We start from the raw sequence: 16,715 nt of genomic DNA on the forward strand, positions 1-16,715 counted from the left end.
TGCTGCAGCTGCCCTCGGCCAAGGAGTCCAAGAGCTATGTGGTGATGGAGGAAGTCAAGGAAACCCTGGCCCTGCCCCTGCATGAAGCCTGAAACAGGATGCGTGCAATCGAGGCTGCATAACCAGTAAAAACACCTATCATCGTAAATAACAGTTTCGCGGGTTTGCCAGACATGCGCCCGGACTGCCCGCCGGCACGCCCAGCCGGCCAGCATGAGCGGCTCGCAAGCTCCAGCCGCTCGTCCACCACCTGACAAGGGGAGACGGCCATGGCAGGCTGGTTCAAAAAGTCGACGCAGGCGCAAGACCTGGAACAGACCATCCATCAGTTCCAATGCGTGCTGGACAATAGCGACAACCTGATCATGTTGTGCGACACCAGTCCTGACAACGTGATCTTCTACATGAACAAGACAGCGAAGGATGTGCTGCGCCAGCACCAGGCCACCTTGAACCAGCGCTTCCGCGCCGGCGTGGACGTCAATCAGGCGCAAGACCGCAGCATCCACCAATTCCACCGCGACCCCTCGCACAACCGCAGAATCCTGGCGGATCTCGCCGCGCGCAAAATGCCGTTTCACAGCGCCATCATTCCGGTGGGCGAGGTGATCTTCCAGACCAAGGTGTTTCCGATCTGGGACAAGCAGGATAGCGGCAAGCTGCTGTGCTTCATGGCCAGTTTCAAGGACGTGTCAGCAGAAGAAAAGGCGAAAGCGCTGCAGGAGGAAAACGACAAGCGGCGGCAATTCCTGGAGGCGCGCATCAATGAGCTGTCAGAGAATATGCAGGCGATGAGCGCCACCATCCAGAACGTGGCGGTGCAAACAGCCTCGGCCTCAGAATCCGCCGAGCTGATGCTGACGGAAAGCCGAAAAGGCTCGAACATCGTCGAAGAAACCAGCAAGGGAATGAAAAACGTAGGCACCATGGTGCGCCATACCGCTGACAGCCTGGTCTCGCTGGGCGCGCGATCCGAGACCATAGGCAACATCATCAATGTGATCAAGGACATCGCCGACCAGACCAATTTGCTGGCATTGAACGCAGCCATCGAAGCGGCCCGCGCCGGCGAAACCGGCCGCGGCTTCGCCGTGGTGGCGGACGAAGTGCGCAAGCTGGCCGAACGCACCGCCAAGGCGACACAGGAAATCGGCGAGATGATACGCATGATCCAGACCGAGGTGCAGCAAAACGTGAAGGCCATAGAAGACGGCCGCGACAAGGTGGACGCCACGGAGAGCGATTTCCAGCGCGCGGAGCAGGCATTGGAGGCCATCGTCAGGGAAATCAATCATATGCGCGATTTCGTGGTGCAAATCGCCAATGCGGCCGAGCAACAGGCCGCCACCTCGCAAGACATCGCGGACAAGCTGACGGAAATCGTCCAGGCCCACTGAAACCCAAGCTGGCGGCGCCGTTCCGGATAGGATAGTTTTAATTTTTCCCCAAACGGAAGCCGCCCATGAGCCTGGAATCGGTTCGCCAGTTTTTCGCCAGCCGCCGGCTGGACATCGAGATCATAGAATTGACGGTCAGCACCGCCACCGTGGCGGAGGCCGCCGCCGCGCACGGCGTGGAGGCGGGCCGCATCGCCAAGACGCTGGCCTTCCGCCTGTCCGACGGCCGCGAGGTGATCCTGGTGGCGCGCGGCGACGCCCGCATAGACAACCGCAAATTCAAGGATGCCTTCGGCAAGGGCAAGATGCTGCCGCTGGACGAGGTGGAAACCATCACCGGCCACCCAGTGGGCGGGGTCTGCCCCTTCGGCCTGGCCCGCGAACTGCCCATCTACCTGGACGTCTCCATGCAAGCCTATGACGAAGTCTTGCCGGCCGCCGGCGCCGTGCACAGCGCGGTGCGCATCAGCCCGCGCCAGCTCGGCGAAGTCACCGCCGGCCAGTGGGTGGACGTCTGCCAGGCCTTCGACTGAGCGCGCTCACGCCGCGAAAGCCAGCAAGCGCCGGGGCTGCAGGCGGATGCCCACATTCTCCCCCATCGCCAGCGGCTGCTCGTGGCCCAGCTCCATCAGCAGCCTGCGCCCGGACAGCAATTCCAGCGCGTAATGGCAAGCGCCGCCGCGCAGCATGCGCTCCGCCACCCTGGCGCGCAGCGCGCTGCCCGGCTCCAGCCTCACCTCGTGCGGCCGCAGCAGCACCTCCACTTCGGTCCCGTCGGCAAAGGGCAAGGCCTCGTCGCCCCATAGCTCGCCCGTTTCCAGCAGCACGCGGCGCCCGCCGGCCCTGCCCGGCAGAAAGACGCCCTGGCCGATGAAACCGGCCACGTGGCGATTGGCCGGCTCGCAATACAACGCCTCCGGCTCGCCCCATTGCTGCAGCCGCCCCTCATGCATCACGCCCACCGCGTCGGCGAAGGCGAAAGCCTCCTGCTGGTCATGCGTCACCATCAAGGCGGCGATGCCCAGCGACTTCAACACGCCGCGCACCTCGCGCGCCAGGCGCTCGCGCAGCTCGGCATCCAGATTGGAAAAGGGCTCGTCCAGCAGCAAGAGGCGCGGCAGCGGCGCCAAGGCGCGCGCCAGCGCCACCCGTTGCTGCTGGCCGCCGGACAACTGGTGCGGATAACGCTCGCCCTCCCCCGCCAGCCCCACCAGCGCCAGCATTTCCGCCACCCGCTCGCGCCGGCCGGCGCGGCGCAGCGCGGACAGGCCGAACGCGACATTGTCCGCAGCCGTCAGATGCGGAAACAAGGCGTGATCCTGAAACACCATGCCGACGCGGCGTCGATGCGCCGGCACCGCCGCGCCCTCGCCCGCCATCGTCTCGCCGCCCAGCCGCACCGAGCCGCCATCCGGCGTCTCGAAACCGGCGATGCAGCGCAAGGCGCTGGTCTTGCCGCAGCCGGAAGCACCCAGCAGGCAGGCGATTTCGCCGGCCCGCAATGAAAAACTCATGCCGTCCAACACCGTCCGTCCGCCGTAGCCCAGGCTCACATGGTCGAAATCCAGCAGTTTTTCCATATCAGGCTCCGCTTTTCTGCCGCGACAGCAGCAATACCGGCACCAGGCCGGCCAGCACGATGGCGACCGAGGGCAGCGCCGCGCGCTGCCACTCGCCCTCGCTGGTCAGGTTGAAAATGCGCACGGCCAGCGTGTCCATGCCGAAAGGCCGCGTCATCAGTGTGATCGGCATTTCCTTCATCACGTCCACGAACACCATCAGCATCGCGGTGGCCAGGCCGCCGCGCAGCAGCGGCAGATGCAGCCGCCAGGCCAGGCGCCAGCCGCTGAGGCCCAGGCCTTGCGCCGCCTCCTCCTGGACTCGGCCTATCCGCTGCATCGCCGAATCCAGCACCGAATGCCCCACCGCCAGGAAGCGCGAGCAATAGGCCAGCAGCATCACCAGCAAAGTGCCCTTGAACACCGCCGTGCCGCCCTCCGGCAGCCAGAAGCCGAAATGTTCCAGCAAGAAATTGTCCAGCGCCGCCACCGGGGCGAACACGCCCACCGCCAGCACGGTGCCCGGCACCGCGTAACCCAGCGTGGCCAGCCGCGTCCATGGCCGGCTGCGCGAGTCGCGCCGCGCGGCAAAGGCGAGCAGCAGGGCCAGCGCCGGCACCAGCAAGGCCGCCAGCGCCGCCAGCAGCAAGGAGCTGCGCAGCGGCTCGAACAAGCCCTCCAGCTCGTCCAGCGCATGCTCTGCCGCCCACAAGGCCAACTGCCCAAACGGCAGAACAAAAGCCAATAGCAACACCAGCGCGCAACCGGCGCAGGCCAGCCAGCCGCGCGCGCCGGCCAGCCTCATGCGCGGCAAGGGCGCCGCCCTGCCCGCGCCGCCGTAGGCGCGCTGCCCTCTCGCGCGCTGCTCCAGCCACAACACGACCAAGGCCAGCAGCACCAGCAAGGAAGCCAGCTGCTTGGCGGCCGGCAGGGAAAACAGGCTGAACCAGGCCTTATAGATGGCCGAGGTGAAGGTATCGAAATTGAACACGGCCACCGCGCCGAAATCCGCCAGCGTTTCCATCCATGCCAGGCTCAGTCCGGCGATGATCCAGGGCCGCGCCATGGGCAGCGCCACGCGGCGGAAGCCGGCCAGCGGCGACAAGCCCAAAGACTGGCCCACCTCCAGCGCGCGCCGCCCCATGGTGGCGAAGGCATTGCGCGCCAACAGGTAGACATAGGGATAGAAAGCCAGCGTCAGCGTCATGACCACGCCCGGCGCCGAGCGTATGTCCGGCACCCAGGACGAGCTGCCGAAAGCTTCGCGCAGCCAGGTTTGCAGCGGCCCGGTGAAGTCGAACAGCCCCAGCTGCGAAAACGCCATCACATAGGCCGGCATGGCCAGCGGCAGCATCAGCGCCCAGGAGAAAAAGCGCCGCCCCGGAAAATCATGCACGGCGGTCAGCCAGGCCAGCGGCACGCCGAGCAGCAGCACGCCGGCGCCCACTCCCAGCAACAGGATTGCGGTATTGCGCCACAGCTCCGGCAGCGCATGCTCGGCCAGATGGCGCCAGACCTCGACGTCCGGCGCCAGAAAGCCCGCGGCGATCACGGCCAGCGGGATCAAGGTAAGCAGGCTGACGCAAGCGGCTACGGCGCGCCAGCGGAAAACAAAAGCAGACATGAGGAAAATCCAGCGGCGGCGGCCCGCCATCGGAAAACGGCGGGCCGCGCGGAGGGAAGGATGGGCGCGCTTACTTATAGCCGGCCCGGTCCATCAGCTTGACCGCCTCAGCCTGGCGCGCGCCGGCATTGGAGACGTTGATGTAGTTGTGTTTGAAGTCGCCCCAGGCCGCGACGCGCGCGTCCGGCTTCGCCTTGGGGTTGACCGGGAATTCCAGGTTGACGTCGGCGAACAGGCTCTGCGCCTTGACCGAACTCAGCCACTCCAGAAACTTCACCGCGCCCTGCTCGTTCTTGGCATAACGGGCGACGCCGGCGCCGGAAATATTGACGTGCGCGCCCTTGCCGGCCTGATCGGCCCAGAAAATGCCCAGCGGCAGCTTGGGCGATTTTTCCATCAGCCGGCCGTAGTAATAGGTGTTGGCTATGCCCACCTCGCACTGCCCGGCGGCGATGGCCTCCAGCATCTTGGTATCGTCCGGGAAGACCGGCGCGGCCAGATTGGCCACCCAGCCCTTGACCACCTGTTCAGTCTTGGCCGGCCCCATTTCGGCCAGCATCATGCCGACCAGCGACTGGTTGTAGACCTTCTTGGACGTGCGCAGGCACAGCTTGCCCTTCCACTTCGGGTCCGCCAGGTCCGCATAGCTGGACAGCTGGCCCGGCTTCACTTTCTGGGTGTTGTAGAAAATGGTGCGGGCGCGGATGGACAGGCCAAACCATTGCTGGTTCGGATCGCGCAGATGGGTCGGGATGTTGGCGTCCAGCACCGGAGATTTGACGGCCTTCAGCAGGCCCATTTTTTCAGCCTGCCACAGATTGCCGGCATCCACGGTCAGCAGCAGGTCCGCCGGGCTATTGCGGCCCTCGGCGCGCATGCGCTCCATCAACGGGCCTTCCTTGTCCGACACCAGCTTCACCGTGACGCCGGTTTCCTGCTTGTAGGCATCGAGCAAAGGCTTGACCAATTGCTCGGCGCGCGCGCTGTAAACCACCACCTCCTCGGCCAGCGCCGGCCCGGCCAACGCCGCCAATGCGGCGGCCATCATCATTTGCTGCTTCAAGGTGTTTCCCCTGCTGTCGTATATAGCGAAGTGCGGGGTGCACCGTAGCATCAAATGATAATAGCTATCAATACCAATTTGTAAACAGGTAGTTACGTTTATCAATCACCGCGAACCCGCCGCTCAGCGCAAAGGCACGAAACGGACGAAATCGCCCTCGGACACCGGCTGGCTGCTGTCCTGAACCACGCCTATGGAGAAATTGGGCTGCACCTGCACTAGCGTCACGTCGCCGTTCAGGCTTTCCGGCATGCCCAGCTCGCGGCTGGTGATGAGGTCTCGCACCGGTTGGCCGGACACGCGCTTGTACAGCAGCAGCTTGTCTCCCACCGCCATGCCGTCCAACAGGCCGGCATTGATGTAGACGCGCTTGCCGTCCTTGCGCACGATGCGCGCGGAAAACGGTATGCAGGACACGATGTCGTCCACCCTTTGCGCCGCCTTGTTCATCAGCTTGTCCACCAGCGCGCCGTAATCGCTGCGCCAGAAGGCCGCGGACGCGAAGGGCTTGGGCAGCTTGGGCACTACCTGGCCCTTGGCCAGGCCGCTGATACGCTCGTCGGCCAGCAGCGAACCGGTCAGTCCGTCGTACACCCACACCTCCATGTCGAACTGGCGCTCTGTGGGCCGGTACTTGGCGCCGCCGCCAAACAGGCCGGCAAACGGCCCGTCGTAGATGGCGCTCTGCTCGCTGGTGTTGTTGGTCTCGAAAATGGACGGCCGCAAACCATCGGCGGTAATCGAGGTCGACAACACCCGGCCGGCCACGACGAACTGCACGTTTTCGCGCAGGCCCAGCTGGCTGGCGATCTCCCAGCCGGCCGCCGGCTCGGACACGCGGCTGTCCGCCAGCACCGACACGGTATTGGCGTCGCGCACCATCAGCATGGGGTTGCGAGTCAGCCTGCGCGATAGTTCAGTGGGCAGCGACGTCGCCAGATTGCCCAGGTCGGATGCCTCCGCCGGGCGCGCCACGTCGAAATAAGTGGTCACCAGCTTGCGCCGCAGCGAGCGGCCCGGCGGCTGCGCGCAGGAGGCGTCGCGGCGGCGGCCCGCTTCGGCCGCGTCGCCGGTATCCACCTCGATCTTGACGTGGTAGAGCTTGCCCTGCTGGTATTCGTTCAGCACTCGCACTTTGCCGCTCACCTCGCCGCTGGCGGTCAAGGTGGCGGACTCGGCCGGCCGGCCATTCTCCAGCACCTGGGCGGACTCCACTCGCGCGCCCTGGCGGATGGAGATCAGCCGCATGGCGTCGCGGATCGCCATGTCGCGCGCGGCCACGGCGCCGTTGTCCAGCGGCGCCACGCCTTCCGCGCTGAAAATCTCCGCCCGCGCCGGAGCGAGAAAAAACGATGCCGCCGCAAAAGCGGCGGCAGTCTGCCGGATTCGCATCATCACTGGTTCACATAGAAATTGCTGCTGTAGCGGGCCGGCTCCGCCTTCATCGGCGCGGCGGGCATGACGCGCGTCGCGCCGCAATTGCCTTCCGGACATTGCGCGCCGACGACGCCGGACTCCTGCGACGAGCGCATCACGCTGCCGGTCTTGTCCAGCGAGTTCTTGAATTGCCGGTAGAAATCCTGATCCAGCGTGATTTCCGCCACCGCCTCGCTGGTGCCGTCCGGCTTCATCGCGGTGGATACGATGGTGACGCCGCGCAGATAAGCGTCCACATAAGTGCGGAAGCTATCGCTGTTGGCGATCATATTGGACACCGTGCTATTGCCGACCAAGCGCATGCCTTGCACTTGTTCGGCGATGGCGCGGAAGGCGTCCAGCCGCGCGGCGCGCATCGCCAGCAGCTTGCGCTGCGACGGCGTCAGGCTGCTGGTATAGGGCGCGGCGCCGGTGCCGGTGACGCGGACCACGATGGGCTGGAAGGGATTGACCTCCTTGACCAGCACCTTCACCTCTTCGCCGCTGCGGCCTTCTTCTCCCGGACCGACATAGCCGACGCCGGTCTGCGCCATGCCGGTTTCCGAGGCCGCCATGGACCCGCTCGTTTTCTGCGGCGCCCGCGAGCTGGAACAGCCGGACAGGACGGCCAACAGAAGCAAGGGCGCAAGGCAAGACAGGCTGCGGACAGTTTTCATGGCAATTACCGGTAGATAGTGATGGAATGGTATGAACCATTCTCGGAACTCGTCAACCCGGAATATCGGCCGCCGCCGTTTAAACTTGAATCCGAATGCCCGCTCAGCCGCTGCAGGCCTCCGCCCGGCCCATCTGCCTGGCCGACGAAAATCCCGCGGCCAGCGCCGCCTTCTCCCGGCCCAGGCCCGCCGCGCGCCATTGCCTGGCCAACGCCAGCCGCAGTTCGCGCTGGTAATCATGCGCGCTGATGCCGGCCTGCTCCCGGAACAAGCGGGACAGATGGCGCGAGCTGACATGCACGCGCTCGGCCAGCGTTTCCAGCGGCCAGTCGCGCGCCGGGTCCGCGCAAATCAGGTCTTGCGCGCGGTGCAGCGCCGGGTGCAGGTGATTGCGCCATGACAGCCACGGCGACAGCTCCGGATCCTGCGGCGAGCGGCGGAAATACACCACCATCTCCCGCGCCACCGCGCGCGCCACCGCGGGATCGACCAACTCCCCTATCAGATACAGCGCCAGGTCTATTCCGGCGGTGATGCCCGCGCTGCTGTAGCAATGGCCGTCCTGCACGAACACGCGGTTTTCCTGCACCCGCGCCGCCGGCGCCAGGCCCCGCAGGCGCTCCAGCAGCGTATGGTGGCTGGTGCAGGCGCGGCCATCGAGCAAGCCGGCCTCGGCCAACAGCAGGCTGCCGGAGCACACGCCCACCCAGCGCAAATCGGCCCGTCCGCGCCAGGAGGCCAGCCAGGCCGCGATGCAGCGGGCCTCCGGCTTGGCGAAGGCCACGTGGGAAGGCTCCGCGCCCGGCACCACCACCAAAGCGCCGGCAGGCAGCGTATTCGGCAAGGGCGCCAGCCGCGCCAGCGGCAGACCCAGCGAGGTTGCCGCCTCCGGCGTCGGGCTGACGAAATGCAGCCGGGCTTCGCCGCCGAACTCGCCCACCAGCCGGAATGCCTCTGCCGGGCCGGCCAGGTCCAGCAGCAACATATCCGGCGGCAGCACGAAGAAGACCTCAAGCACGGCCGCTCCTCGCCGCCAGCGCGGCGGACAAGACGCGGCCGCCAAACACCGCGACCGCCAGCCCCGCCAACAGCAGGCCGCTGCCGGCCAATTGCGCCTGGGTGAGGCTTTCGCCCAGCAGCACGCGGGAAGCCAGCAGCCCCACCACCGGCACCAATAGGGAGAACGGCGCCACCTTGGCCGCGGCGTGCCGCGACAGCAGCCGGCTCCACAGGCCGTAGCCGAACATGGTGGCGACGACGGCAAGATAAACCACGGCGAACAGTGACTGCAGATTGAAGTCGCGCAGCGCCGCCGCCATCCGCTCGCTGCCTTCCAGCCGCCATGACAGCAACAGGAAGGGCAGCGGCGGCACCAGGCTGGACCAGATCACCAGCCCCAGCGGCGCCACTGAATGGCCGGCGCGGCTGATGGCGCGCACCACCACATTGGATGCCGCCCAGCTGGTGGCGGCGGCTATGGTCAGGCCAAAGCCCAGCGCCGTCATATTGCCGCCCTTGTCCATGCCTATCAGCGCCAGGCCGCCCAGCGCCAAAGCCAGGCCGGCTAATTGGCTGGCCTGCCAGCGCTCGTCCAGGAACAGCCGCGCCAGCAGCAGGGTAAAGAAGGCTTGCGACTGCAGTACCACCGATGCCAGCCCGGCCGGCATGCCCAGCTTGATCGCGGTGAACAGGCAGCCGAACTGCCCCACCCCCATAGTCAAGCCGTACAGTGCCAGATAGCGCCAAGGCAAAGCCGGCCGCCTGATGAAAAAGACCGCCGGCAAGGCCACCAGGGTGAAGCGCAAGGCGCCCAGCAACAGCGGCGGCACGCCGGCCACGCCCCACTTGATCACCACGAAATTGACGCCCCAGGCCAGCACGATGGCCAACGCCTGCGCCACGTCAGTCGGCGGCATGGCTGGCTCCCGGCCACAGCACGGCCTGCGCCACGATGACGCGCTCGCCGTTGAACGTAGCCGCCGGCGAGCCATACAGCCGATATCCCATGGCCAGCGCCTCGCTGACCCGCTTGCAGAACGCGGCATCATCCGGCCCGGTCAGCAGCCGGTAGGCCGGCAAGCCGCCGGGCGGCGCGTTCGACTCAGTGTGCGACATGTTTCCTCCTAGTTCTGACAAGCTGAATGACAACACCTTATGACATGCGAACTTCAGGTTGCAAGCGCCGCAGCCTCCAGCAAACCAGCCGGAGAGGCCGGGCGCATCGCGACACTAGCCCGCGCCTCAAAACGCTCAAGCAGCGATCAAGCTTCCATCCGCCGCAGCGCCTCGTCCACGCCGACTATGGTCGCGAAACGGCCCGCCAGCACCAGCTCGGTGCGCTCGCGGATTTCCGCCGGACTGAACACCCGGCCGCTGGGCTGATGGGTCATGGCGAAAGTCAGGGTGGCTTCGGTGACATAGTCCACCTCGTAGCCCAGATCCGACGCCACCCGCGTCGTGGTTTCACAGCACTGTTCTGTGCGGATGCCGGATATCACCAGCCGGCGGATGCCGCGCGCGTCCAGCCATGGCCGCAGTCCGGAATCGGTCAGGGCATTGTGCACATGCTTGACGAAGGTGGCCGCCGGCCGGTGCGTGAGCCAGGCCTGCGGCTTGACCAGGCCCGACTCCATCCGGAATGGCTCGTCGTCGTCCGTGTGCAGGATATTGACCACCGGCACGCCGCGCGCCTCGGCGCCGGCGATCAGCCTGAGTTGCGCTTCGCGATAGGCCGGCAGCTCGCTCTCATCCCAGTAGGGACGGCGAAGAAAAGAATCCTGAACGTCGATGACCAACAATGCGGCATCTTGCATCATGCTCTCCTTACGGGTGGGAATTGGACGTCATGTTAAGCCGCCGCCTTACCCCGCAGAAGGCCATTCCCGGACAAAGACCTGCCAAAAACAGACATCATTTCATCTGAGCGAGAAGCGGCGACAGCTCATCGCACAGCAGCCACAGCGCGGTGGCCGCCATCAGGCCGCCCATGGCCAGGTTGTAATACAACAAGGCGCGCGGCGCGGCCAGCCAGCGGCGCAAGCGCTCGCCGCCCCAGGCCCACACGCTGATGCACGGCAGATTGACCAAGGCGAAAGCCAAGGCCAGCAGCAAGGCGGCGGCCAGCCTTCCGCCCTCGCCTGCCGGCATGAACAGAATGGACGCGTTCAGGACCATGACCCAGGCCTTGGGGTTCAGCCATTGAAACAAGGCCGCGCCGACAAAACCCAGCGGCCGCGCCTGTTCGCGCGCCTCCGGCCGGCCGGCGCGGGCGATCTTCCACGACAGCCACAACAGATAAACGCAGCCGGCCACGGCCAGCGGCAACCGCCACGACGCCAGCCAGCCCAAGGCCTGCGCCAGCAGCATGGCGACGATGAACACCTGCAGAGCACACCCCAGGCTGATGCCCAGCATATGCGGCACCGTGCGGCGAAAGCCGAAATTGACGCCGGACGAGGCCAGCATCAGATTATTGGGGCCCGGCGTGATGGACATCAGGGCGACGTAGGACAACAGGGCGAATTCCGGCATGAAGGCTCTCCAGCGACACGACAAGCGGCGACGCGCCCTTGTCCACCACGCCATGCTATTGCGCCCCACCAAATGGATACAGATTCAAAAACCAACTATTGATCTGGTTACAGATTGCTCTTTTCAGCAACTGTCACCACACTCTATGATGGGCGCTGTGCCCTACCGCCCCGAAAGCCCATCATGCAAAACAGCGTCAGCACGCTTTACCAGCAACTGGCAGACGACCTCTCGCTGGCGATCAGCCGCGGCACGCTGCCGCCCGGCGCTCGTTTGCCCTCGGTGCGGCGCACCGCGCACAGCCGCCAGCTCAGCCTGAATACCGTGGTCAGCGCCTATCGCGTGCTGGAAGACCGCGGCCTGATAGAAGCGCGGCCGCAATCCGGCTATTACGTGCGCGCCAGGCTGCCTTCGCCGGCGCGGCCCGCCGTCACCGAAAGCGGGCCGGCCTCGCCCACCAAGAATGCCGTGCTGGACCTGATAGGCACCGTACTGCAGGCGCAGCAGTCCGAAGGCTTCATCGATCTGGCGCTGGCCTGCCCGCGCGGCGGCGACTTCTACCCCGGCAACAAGCTGGCGCGGCTGATGGGCCAGATTCTGCGCCGACAGCCCGGCATGCTCAGCACCTACGCCCTGCCGCCCGGCTCCGAGCGCCTGCGCACCCAGATCGCCCGCCGCGGCATGGACCTGGGCATGACGCTGCAACCGGACAACATCATTCTGACCCATGGCTGCATGGAAGCGCTGCAGCTGGCGCTGCGCGCCGTCACCCATCACGGCGACGCGGTGGGGCTGGAGTCTCCCACCTATTTCAATCTGCTGCCGCTATTGGCCAGCCTGGGCCTGAAGGCGGTGGAAATCCCCACCGATCCGCAAACCGGCTTGTCCATCGACGCGGTGGAGGTGCTGCTGGCCGAGCGGCGCATCCAGGCCCTGGTGGCCATGCCCAATGTGCACAATCCGCTGGGCTGCTGCATGCCGCTTGAAAACAAGAAACGCTTGGCCAGGCTGGTGAATCAATACCAGGTGCCGCTGATCGAGGACGCGCTGTACGCGGAGCTGCAATTCGCCGACACGCTGGCGCCGGCGGTCAAAGCCTTCGACGAAGATGGCTGGATCATCGTCTGCGCCAGCTATACCAAGACGCTGGCGCCGGACTTCCGCATAGGCTGGATGGAGGGCGGCCGTTTCGACGCCGCGCTGCGCAAGCTGAAATTCGCCTCCTCCGTCGCGCAGCCGCTGGTATTGTCCGAAACGCTGGGCGCCTTCCTGGAGTCCGGCGGCTACGATCACCACTTGCGCGCGCTGAAGCGCCGCTATGCCGCCCACGTGGAAAAAGTGCGCGGCCTGATCGCCCGCCACTTTCCCGTCGGCACCCGCGCCACCCAGCCGCAAGGCGGCTTCCTGATCTGGCTGGAACTGCCGGAGGGCTGCGACAGCGTGGCGCTGTTCCACGCCGCCATGGCGGAGAAAATCAGCCTGATTCCGGGCCCGCTCAGCTCACCCGGCGGCCGCTACCGCAACGCGCTGCGGCTGTCCTGCTGCTATCCGCTGGACGAGCGCTATCTCGCGGCCCTGGTTCGCGTCGGCCAGCTAGCCTGCGCCCAGGCCGACGGCTAGCCGGACCCGCTCCGCGCGATCATGAACCAGCGCTATCAAACGATGTAAACAAAAATGCTGACCGCGGGGCGCAAATGGCGGTAGAATGGAGCTTGCCTCTAATTCTGAAACGTCCGGCCCAACCGCCCGACGCTCTGCCTTGCCCCTTGGGTGCCCATGCGCCCCAACCCGCTTGGTCATCGAACTGAAGCTCCATCGCATCGCCCGCGGTTGTCCCATGGACGGCCCGGCTGCCACTACATTACCCGTATCGAGAAAGGAATCGTTATGTCGAAGGAAGACATGATCGAACTGGAAGGCGTTGTCATCGAAATGCTGCCCGAGTCCCGCTTTCGTGTAAAGCTGGACAATAACATCGAAATCCTGGCCTACGGCTCCGGCAAAATGAAAATGCACCGCATCCGCGTGCTGGTGGGCGACCGCGTAACCGTAGAGATGTCTCCCTATGATCTGACCAAGGGCCGCATCAATTTCCGCCACCCCACCGCGCCTGTCGGCGGCGGCGCACCGCGCCCGCCGCAACATCGGCGCCGTTAATTCAAGGCCTGGCCGCCGCGCGGTCAAGCCCCAGGTATCTTAATGAAAGTCAATGAATTGCAACCCGGCGATCGCGTCACCGAACAACACGGCCAAGACACCATCGCCTTTGAAGTCGTATCCATCAAGCCAATAGGCCGCCGCTTCGCGGTGACCTTCCGTTCCGACCTGGGCATAGCCAGCGCCCATTACGCAGGCGACGCCTGGATCCGCGCGATACGCGGCTGACCCCGACGCAGCCGCGGCGGCGAATGTCGGATAGGCGAAATAATCGTTTGACATATTCCATATTGGTTCCATAGTGGTATTACGTGCCATCCGGCATGCCCCACTATTTGGAGAGCCCATATGAAACGCATCATTCCGATCGCCTTGCTCCTGCTCGCCGGCTCCGCCCTGGCCGCGCCCTGGAATGCGCGCGCCCCCTACCAGAAGGGCCAGGTCGTGCAATGGCAAGGCCGCGACTGGCAAGCCAAATGGCCCAGCCGCGGCGAAACGCCGGGCGCCAATCCCAAAGGCTCATGGATAGCCCATGTCGGCGGCGCGCTGCGCAAGCTGGACGATGTCGCCCCCCCCATTCCCACTCTGCAGCAGGCCTTGCAGCACGAGGCTGACCTGACCAACAACGACTTTTTCCGCAAGGTGAAAGCCTCTATCCGCACCCTGTCCAACGACCAGGTGGAACCGGTGTCGCCCGGACGCGCCGCCAACCCGGTCAATGTGCGCCGCGTGGAGCGGCTGCTGCCTTCGGCCAAGTGGGACTATTACTTCACCCGCCGCGACGCCAGCTATACCTACACCCGCTTCTTGCAGGCGGTAGCCAAATTCCCAGGCGTCTGCGACGACTATAGCGACGGCCGCGACGCCGACGCCATCTGCCGCCACAGCTTGGCGACCATGTTCGCCCACTTCGCCCAGGAAACCGGCAACCACGACGCCAGCGACACCATCCCGCAATGGCGCCAGGGCTTGGCCTACCTGCGCGAAATGGGCTGCACCGACAGCGGCCCCGGCTGCGGCTATAACACCGAATGCGACGACCCGGTGTTCAACAAGGTATGGACCTGCGGCAAAAACGCCGACGGCAGCTGGAAAAAATACTTCGGCCGCGGCGCCAAGCAGCTGTCCTACAACTACAACTACGGTCCGTTCTCGCAAGCGATGAACAACGGCGATCAATCCGTATTGCTGCAAAACCCGGACCTGGTGGCCAGCACCTGGCTGAACCTAGCCTCCGCCACCTTCTTCTTCGTCTACCCGCAGCCGCCCAAACCGTCCATGCTGCACGTGATAGACGGCACCTGGGTGCCCAACGCGGCCGACATCGCCGCCGGCGCCGGCAACAACTTCGCCACCACCATCCAGATCATCAACGGCGAATGCGGCGGCGGCACCGAACGCCAGGCCGCGCAGAACCGCATCGACTACTACAAGCAGTTCGCCCATGATCTGGGTTGGGATTACGGCAGCGAGCAATTGTCCTGCGCCAATATGCAGCGCTTCACCGCAGCCAGCTCCGCCGCCTACAACATCTACTGGGAAAAAGACTGGAAATGGGGAAATGACTACCAGTGCCAGCTGGTCAGTTACCAGACGCCGTACAGCGCGCTGCAGCCGGGCAACTACCAGCACTGCGTGGAGGACAACTGGGGCATCAAGCTGAAGTAAGCCGAAACGGCGCGCCGGGCCGCCCGGCGCGTTTTCCAGATGACGGATGGCCCCGTTGCGTTTACCATTCAGCCCTTTCTCGCCGCCCCCGCCCCAGGCCAACTCTTTTCGACCCCACGACATGACCGATACCCAGCAGTCCGGCGCCCTAGCGCACCCCATCGCCCACTGGCAGGAAGCCGGCGCCGAGCGCAGCGCCCGCTGGCGCTCCGAAGCCGGTCTGCCGCCGCCCAAGCGCATCGTGATCGCCGACGACAGCCTGTCCGCCGACGCCGCCTACAAGCTGGCCTGCGAAGGCGGCACCCTGCTGTGGCGCGGCGACTACCAGAACGCCCGCCAATTGCTGCAGGCGCTGGCGCGGCGCGTGGACCGCAAAGGCGCCAAAACCGGCGCCACGCCGCTGGAGTCCTTTCACCTGCATCGCCAGGCCCAGGGACGCCGCGCGCAGATCCTGTCGCGGCTGGTGCTGCCGCTGGACGCCGACTACGCCATCCCGCTGCGGCGCGCGCCCGACTTGCGCCAGGCCTGCCTTGAGGCCTATGGCGAAGGCGGCGAAGCGTCCCTGGTGTCGCTGCGCGAGCTGCTGGGACTGATAGGCGCGCACGAATGGCGCAAGAAAGGCGTGGAAGTGAAGGCGCTGGCCGCGCGCATCCACCCGCACTACGGCGTGTTCGCGCCGATACGCGGCGAATACGTGGACTTGGTCGCCGATGCCCCGTTGCCGGGCGCGGAGCTGGCCTTCGACATCGGCACCGGCACCGGCGTGCTGGCGGCGCTGCTGGCCAAGCGCGGCGTGGCCCGCGTGGTCGCCACCGACCAGGATGAGCGCGCGCTGGCCTGCGCCGCCGACAATCTGCGCCGCCTGCAACTAGATGGCCAAGTGGAACTGCGGCGCGCCAATCTGTTCCCCGAAGGACGGACGCAACTGGCGATATGCAACCCGCCCTGGCTGCCGGCCAAACCCAGCTCCGCGATCGAATACGCGGTCTATGACCCGGACAGCGCCATGCTGCGCGGCTACCTGGACGGCCTGGCGGCGCATCTGCTGCCCGGCGGCGAAGGCTGGCTGATCCTGTCCGATCTGGCAGAACACCTGGGCTTGCGTTCGCGCGCGCAGCTGCTGCAATGGATAGATCAGGCCGGCCTCGCCGTGCTGGGCAAGCTGGACGTCAAACCCGGCCACAAGAAAGCGGTGGAGCAAACCGACAGCCTGAGCGCGGCGCGCCAGGCCGAAATCACCAGCCTGTGGCGGCTGGGGGCCAAATAGACGACAGGCAGCCGGCAAACCGACTGCCAATCCCGCCAGATATAAACGCCCGTCGCAACTGGGCGCGCCAGCCGCCATGATCGGGCGCCGCCAGCCCCGCCAGGCTGGACTCAGCCACTCCTCCGGCAGTCTTCCGCGCCCTCCGGCGCACCCTGCCGCAACGCAAACGGGGCAGACGCCGCTCAGCCGCGGCGCCTGCCCCGTTCGTCGCCGCATTTCAGAATTGCACCTGCTTCTCCAGCGTCAGCACCTGCTTGATCTGGCCCGCCGTCCAGGCGCTGCGGGCAGCATGCGGGGCGCACGCTTCCGGACGGGTTTCATTGCCCACCACGCGGAACATGCCCTGATAGGCCCAA

At 65.7% G+C, this 16,715-nt stretch carries 17 protein-coding genes; 7 read left to right on the forward strand and 10 right to left on the reverse strand.

What is annotated here, in order from left to right:
* Positions 1 to 269: 269 nt before the first annotated feature.
* Both C2I19_RS22810 and C2I19_RS16125 read left to right on the forward strand, forming a co-directional pair.
* Positions 270 to 1,397 carry a methyl-accepting chemotaxis protein gene (locus C2I19_RS22810; protein ID WP_103903685.1) on the forward strand — a complete coding sequence of 376 codons (1,128 nt, stop codon included), beginning with the start codon at positions 270 to 272 and terminating at the stop codon, positions 1,395 to 1,397.
* A gap of 65 nt (positions 1,398 to 1,462) precedes the next feature.
* Positions 1,463 to 1,930, forward strand: coding sequence for a YbaK/EbsC family protein (locus tag C2I19_RS16125; protein ID WP_103903686.1), 468 nt, complete (start codon positions 1,463 to 1,465; stop codon positions 1,928 to 1,930).
* A 6-nt stretch (positions 1,931 to 1,936) separates the two neighbouring features.
* On the opposite strand, the gene C2I19_RS16130 is transcribed toward C2I19_RS16125, so the two are convergent.
* The 10 genes from C2I19_RS16130 to C2I19_RS16175 form a co-directional block, all read right to left on the reverse strand.
* Positions 1,937 to 2,977, reverse strand: a complete 1,041-nt coding sequence (locus C2I19_RS16130) for an ABC transporter ATP-binding protein (protein WP_103903687.1) — start codon at positions 2,975 to 2,977, stop codon at positions 1,937 to 1,939.
* A gap of 1 nt (position 2,978) precedes the next feature.
* Complete coding sequence (locus tag C2I19_RS16135) at positions 2,979 to 4,580, reverse strand: ABC transporter permease (RefSeq protein ID WP_103903688.1); 1,602 nt, start codon at positions 4,578 to 4,580, stop codon at positions 2,979 to 2,981.
* Between the two features lie 70 nt (positions 4,581 to 4,650).
* Positions 4,651 to 5,643, reverse strand: coding sequence for an extracellular solute-binding protein (locus C2I19_RS16140; RefSeq protein ID WP_103903689.1), 993 nt, complete (start codon positions 5,641 to 5,643; stop codon positions 4,651 to 4,653).
* Positions 5,644 to 5,766: 123 nt separating this feature from the next.
* Positions 5,767 to 7,038, reverse strand: coding sequence for a flagellar assembly protein T N-terminal domain-containing protein (locus C2I19_RS16145; RefSeq protein WP_158253739.1), 1,272 nt, complete (start codon positions 7,036 to 7,038; stop codon positions 5,767 to 5,769).
* The gene (locus C2I19_RS16150) at positions 7,038 to 7,634 is read right to left on the reverse strand and encodes an LPP20 family lipoprotein (protein ID WP_233201228.1); all 597 of its coding nucleotides are present in this window, start codon (positions 7,632 to 7,634) and stop codon (positions 7,038 to 7,040) included. The genes C2I19_RS16145 and C2I19_RS16150 overlap by 1 nt, the downstream gene beginning before the upstream one ends.
* Before the next feature lie 205 nt (positions 7,635 to 7,839).
* Complete coding sequence (locus C2I19_RS16155) at positions 7,840 to 8,754, reverse strand: GlxA family transcriptional regulator (protein ID WP_103903692.1); 915 nt, start codon at positions 8,752 to 8,754, stop codon at positions 7,840 to 7,842.
* Positions 8,747 to 9,652 (reverse strand): EamA family transporter, encoded by a 906-nt coding sequence (locus tag C2I19_RS16160; RefSeq protein WP_103903693.1) that lies wholly within the window; start codon positions 9,650 to 9,652, stop codon positions 8,747 to 8,749. Before C2I19_RS16160 ends, C2I19_RS16155 begins: the two co-directional genes overlap by 8 nt.
* Positions 9,639 to 9,851, reverse strand: coding sequence for a DUF1737 domain-containing protein (locus C2I19_RS16165; RefSeq protein WP_103903694.1), 213 nt, complete (start codon positions 9,849 to 9,851; stop codon positions 9,639 to 9,641). Before C2I19_RS16165 ends, C2I19_RS16160 begins: the two co-directional genes overlap by 14 nt.
* A gap of 146 nt (positions 9,852 to 9,997) precedes the next feature.
* Positions 9,998 to 10,549, reverse strand: coding sequence for an isochorismatase family protein (locus C2I19_RS16170; RefSeq protein ID WP_103903695.1), 552 nt, complete (start codon positions 10,547 to 10,549; stop codon positions 9,998 to 10,000).
* A gap of 97 nt (positions 10,550 to 10,646) precedes the next feature.
* Entirely contained in the window at positions 10,647 to 11,267 is a 621-nt protein-coding gene (locus C2I19_RS16175; protein ID WP_103903696.1) for a LysE family translocator, read from the reverse strand.
* 183 nt (positions 11,268 to 11,450) lie between these two features.
* Here C2I19_RS16175 and C2I19_RS16180 point away from each other — a divergent pair, with 183 nt between their 5' ends.
* The 5 genes from C2I19_RS16180 (at position 11,451) to C2I19_RS16195 (ending at position 16,359) form a co-directional block, all read left to right on the forward strand.
* The gene (locus C2I19_RS16180; protein WP_103903697.1) at positions 11,451 to 12,887 is read left to right on the forward strand and encodes an aminotransferase-like domain-containing protein; all 1,437 of its coding nucleotides are present in this window, start codon (positions 11,451 to 11,453) and stop codon (positions 12,885 to 12,887) included.
* 267 nt (positions 12,888 to 13,154) lie between these two features.
* Complete coding sequence (infA, locus tag C2I19_RS16185; RefSeq protein WP_103903698.1) at positions 13,155 to 13,424, forward strand: translation initiation factor IF-1; 270 nt, start codon at positions 13,155 to 13,157, stop codon at positions 13,422 to 13,424.
* 42 nt (positions 13,425 to 13,466) lie between these two features.
* Positions 13,467 to 13,652, forward strand: a complete 186-nt coding sequence (locus C2I19_RS21800; RefSeq protein WP_146056846.1) for a hypothetical protein — start codon at positions 13,467 to 13,469, stop codon at positions 13,650 to 13,652.
* Between the two features lie 120 nt (positions 13,653 to 13,772).
* Positions 13,773 to 15,092, forward strand: coding sequence for a glycoside hydrolase family 19 protein (locus C2I19_RS16190; protein ID WP_103903699.1), 1,320 nt, complete (start codon positions 13,773 to 13,775; stop codon positions 15,090 to 15,092).
* A gap of 121 nt (positions 15,093 to 15,213) precedes the next feature.
* On the forward strand, positions 15,214 to 16,359 hold the full coding sequence (locus C2I19_RS16195) for a methyltransferase (protein ID WP_103903700.1): 1,146 nt from the start codon (positions 15,214 to 15,216) through the stop codon (positions 16,357 to 16,359).
* The last annotated feature ends 356 nt before the right edge of the window (positions 16,360 to 16,715 follow it).

Origin of the sequence: Chromobacterium alticapitis, from assembly GCF_002924365.1 — a bacterium.
GTDB classification, from domain to species: domain Bacteria; phylum Pseudomonadota; class Gammaproteobacteria; order Burkholderiales; family Chromobacteriaceae; genus Chromobacterium; species Chromobacterium alticapitis.

Coding starts and splice junctions, on each gene's coding strand:
- C2I19_RS22810 (WP_103903685.1), top strand. CDS start 270: ATGGCAGGCTGGTTCAAAAAGTCGACGCAGGCGCAAGACCTGGAACAG.
- C2I19_RS16125 (WP_103903686.1), top strand. CDS start 1,463: ATGAGCCTGGAATCGGTTCGCCAGTTTTTCGCCAGCCGCCGGCTGGAC.
- C2I19_RS16130 (WP_103903687.1), bottom strand. CDS start 2,977: ATGGAAAAACTGCTGGATTTCGACCATGTGAGCCTGGGCTACGGCGGA.
- C2I19_RS16135 (WP_103903688.1), bottom strand. CDS start 4,580: ATGTCTGCTTTTGTTTTCCGCTGGCGCGCCGTAGCCGCTTGCGTCAGC.
- C2I19_RS16145 (WP_158253739.1), bottom strand. CDS start 7,038: ATGATGCGAATCCGGCAGACTGCCGCCGCTTTTGCGGCGGCATCGTTT.
- C2I19_RS16150 (WP_233201228.1), bottom strand. CDS start 7,634: ATGGCGGCCTCGGAAACCGGCATGGCGCAGACCGGCGTCGGCTATGTC.
- C2I19_RS16160 (WP_103903693.1), bottom strand. CDS start 9,652: ATGCCGCCGACTGACGTGGCGCAGGCGTTGGCCATCGTGCTGGCCTGG.
- C2I19_RS16165 (WP_103903694.1), bottom strand. CDS start 9,851: ATGTCGCACACTGAGTCGAACGCGCCGCCCGGCGGCTTGCCGGCCTAC.
- C2I19_RS16170 (WP_103903695.1), bottom strand. CDS start 10,549: ATGCAAGATGCCGCATTGTTGGTCATCGACGTTCAGGATTCTTTTCTT.
- C2I19_RS16175 (WP_103903696.1), bottom strand. CDS start 11,267: ATGCCGGAATTCGCCCTGTTGTCCTACGTCGCCCTGATGTCCATCACG.
- C2I19_RS16180 (WP_103903697.1), top strand. CDS start 11,451: ATGCAAAACAGCGTCAGCACGCTTTACCAGCAACTGGCAGACGACCTC.
- infA (WP_103903698.1), top strand. CDS start 13,155: ATGTCGAAGGAAGACATGATCGAACTGGAAGGCGTTGTCATCGAAATG.
- C2I19_RS21800 (WP_146056846.1), top strand. CDS start 13,467: ATGAAAGTCAATGAATTGCAACCCGGCGATCGCGTCACCGAACAACAC.
- C2I19_RS16190 (WP_103903699.1), top strand. CDS start 13,773: ATGAAACGCATCATTCCGATCGCCTTGCTCCTGCTCGCCGGCTCCGCC.
- C2I19_RS16195 (WP_103903700.1), top strand. CDS start 15,214: ATGACCGATACCCAGCAGTCCGGCGCCCTAGCGCACCCCATCGCCCAC.